Annotated in this window: 2 protein-coding genes; both read right to left on the reverse strand. The window is 69.5% G+C overall.

What is annotated here, in order from left to right:
- Positions 1-704, reverse strand: a 704-nt coding sequence (locus tag ABT048_RS41580) for a transglycosylase family protein (RefSeq protein ID WP_350526851.1), incomplete at its 3' end; no start/stop codon positions are given.
- Positions 705-733: 29 nt separating this feature from the next.
- Positions 734-2,617, reverse strand: coding sequence for a glycoside hydrolase domain-containing protein (locus tag ABT048_RS41585; protein ID WP_350526852.1), 1,884 nt, complete (start codon positions 2,615-2,617; stop codon positions 734-736).
- Positions 2,618-2,935: the final 318 nt, after the last annotated feature.

Here is a 2,935-nt window from a genome sequence, read left to right on the forward strand (position 1 = left end):
CGCTGGTTGTCGTAGACCTTGCCGTTGGCGAGGGTCTGGACGTGCATGGTGCCGTCGGCCAGACCGGCGGCGGAGACGGCGGTGATCTGACCGCTGCCGTCGAGGAGGGCTGCGCCGGTCCAGTTGCCGTCGGTGTTGCGCTGGTTGTCGTAGACCTTGCCGTTGGCCAGCGTCGTCACGTGGAAGGTGCCGTCCGGGAGGGCGGTCGTGGCCGTCTGCGTGATCTGACCGTTCCCGTCCAGCAGCGCGGCGCCCGACCACGAGCCGTCCCTGCTGCGTTGGTTGTCGAAGACGGAACCGCCCTTCACCGTGTCCACCCGCATCGGGAACGGGTCCGATCGGTCGGACCCCAGCCGGTACTTCGGTCCGCAGCTCGGCCAGGCACCCTCTCCCTGGACGGCCAGGACCTTCTCCGCGATCACGATCTGCTGCGCCTTCGTGGCGAGGTTCGCGGTGGGCGCGTACCGTTGACCGCCGTACGCCTTCCAGGTGCCGTAGTCGAACTGCAGGCCGCCGTAGTAGGTGACTCCGCCGACCACGGCGACGATGCTCCAGTTGCCGCTGCTCTCGCAGGACGCGACCTTGTCCCACGTGCTGATGGACGCCGCCTCCGCCGTGCCGGCCGTGACTCCGAGCCAGGCGGTCGACGCGAAGGTGGTCGCGAGCGCGCCCGAAAGGAAGCGCCGACGGAACAACGTTGACACGAGTTCACTCCGTTCGTTGAGGGTTGCGGTCACTTGAGGAAGCCGGCGGCGGAGATGTTGGTGATCTCGCCGTTCCCGTCCAGTAGGGCTGCGCCGGTCCAGGTGCCGTTGGTGTTGCGCTGGTTGTCGTAGACGTTGCCGTTGGCGAGGGTCTGGACGTGCATGGTGCCGTCGGTGAGGCCGGCGGCGGAGATGTTGGTGATCTGGCCACTGCCGTCCAGTAGGGCTGCGCCGGTCCAACTTCCGTTGGTGTTGCGCTGGTTGTCGTAGACCTTGCCGTTGGCGAGGGTCTGGACGTGCATGGTGCCGTCGGTGAGGCCGGTGGCAGAGACGGCGGTGATCTGGCCGCTTCCGTCCAGCAGCGCCGCGTTCGACCAAGTGCCGTCCGGGTTGCGCTGGTTGTCGAAGACCTTGCCGTTGGCCAGGGTCTGGACGTGCATGGTGCCGTCGGCCAGACCGGTGGCCGAGACGGCGGTGATCTGGCCGCTGCCGTCCAGGAGGGCTGCGCCGGTCCAGGTGCCGTTGGTGTTGCGCTGGTTGTCGTAGACCTTGCCGTTCGCCAGCGTCGTCACGTGGAAGGTGCCGTCCGGGAGGGCGGTCGTGGCCGTCTGCGTGATCTGACCGTTCCCGTCCAGCAGCGCCGCGTTCGACCAGCTGCCGTCGGGGTTGCGCTGGTTGTCGAAGACGGAACCGCCCTTCACCGTGTCCACCCGCATGACCGGCGGGTTGGTGCTGCCGGATCCGGCGGCGACGTCCAGGTAGTTGCGGTCGATGTCGATCGTGACCCCGCCGTAGGTCTCGGCCGCGCCCTTGTCGCTGAAGTACTGGTGGATGCGCTGGTGGTTCGCCCACAAGGAGGCCGGGACCACTTCTTCATCGGTGTTCGCCACGCCGTTCCACCTGGCGATCCAGATCACGTCGGGCATGGTGTAGCCGCTCACGTTGTCGGCGAGGTCCTGGATGCCGGAGGTGGCGCCCGCGTAGACGCCGGAGCGGTATCCGCGGGCGTGGAGCTGCGCCGACCAGGCGGAGAGGTAGGACAGCACGGCGCCGCGGTAGCCGGAGGCGTAGTTCTCCATGTCGACGTACAGGGTCGAGCCGGGTCCGAAGCCAAGCCCGGCGGCCGCGGCGACCGCGCTGTTCGCCGCCTCGGCACCCTGGCTTGTCGGGTTGCCGAGCGAGGCGGCCTGCGGACCCGCCCAGATGGGCATGAAGTGCCACCCGGCGCCGGCCTGCTGCTGGACCCAGCCGGCCGACAGGTTGGGCTGGCCGCAGACCCGGGTCGGCCCACCGATGTAGATGCCCACGGCGCGGTACGGGGACGACTGCATCCAAGCCGACATGGCGCTCGAACTCGGGGCGGTACAGGCGTCGAAGCCGTACCCGGTGAAAGCGGTGTCGGCCGCGCCGGCGGCGGTGACCGAGGGCGCCAGCGGAGCAGCGGCGGCCCGGGGTCGGCGGATGTCGGCTGTCACCGGGGCCAGGCCCGCCTTCCGCAGCACGTCCTCGACCACGGACCGGTGGTCTCCGTAGGCCGCGGTGACCTTGATCTTCGGTGCGACCGCGTGGAGTTCGGCGGCAGAGGTGTCATCCGTGGTCACCCTGTCGGTGGCCGCGGTGTCCTGAGGCTCGACCAGGAGGGCCTCGGTACGGCCGGACGGATGGCTCGGGCAGGCCTGGTCCGTTCCGGGGGTACCGACGTAGACGGTGTGCCGATCGAAGCGCACACAGGCCGACGGGTCGCTCGCGAGGTCGACGACCGACCAGTCGCGGGGCACCTGGAAGTCGTACCCCCGGACGGACACCGTCCTGGTGGCGGCACCGGTGTCCGCGTGCGCCGTGCCGGGCCCGGAGGCGATCGACACCAGGGCGGCGCCCAGTGTCAGGGCCGCACGCAGGCGTTGGGCGTTCAACGTTCGATCTCCTTGTACGTAGTCACATGGCAGTTCGCGGTCGGTCGGAGCGGAGGGTGCTTGTCGGCCGCGCGTCATTCGGTAGGGGCCCGGGGCGGAGCTCGACCTGTCGCGCCCGGGCCCTTGGATCCGTCGTGCCGGGTTACTTCAGGAAGCCGGCGGCGGAGATGTTGGTGATCTCGCCGTTCCCGTCGAGCAGGGCCGCGCCGGTCCAGGTGCCGTTGGTGTTGCGCTGGTTGTCGTAGACCTTGCCGTTGGCGAGGGTCTGGACGTGCATGGTGCCGTCGGTGAGGCCGGCGGCGGAGACGGCGGTGATCT

Origin of the sequence: Kitasatospora sp. NPDC096140, assembly GCF_040303045.1 — a bacterium.
In the GTDB taxonomy this organism is placed as follows: domain Bacteria; phylum Actinomycetota; class Actinomycetes; order Streptomycetales; family Streptomycetaceae; genus Kitasatospora.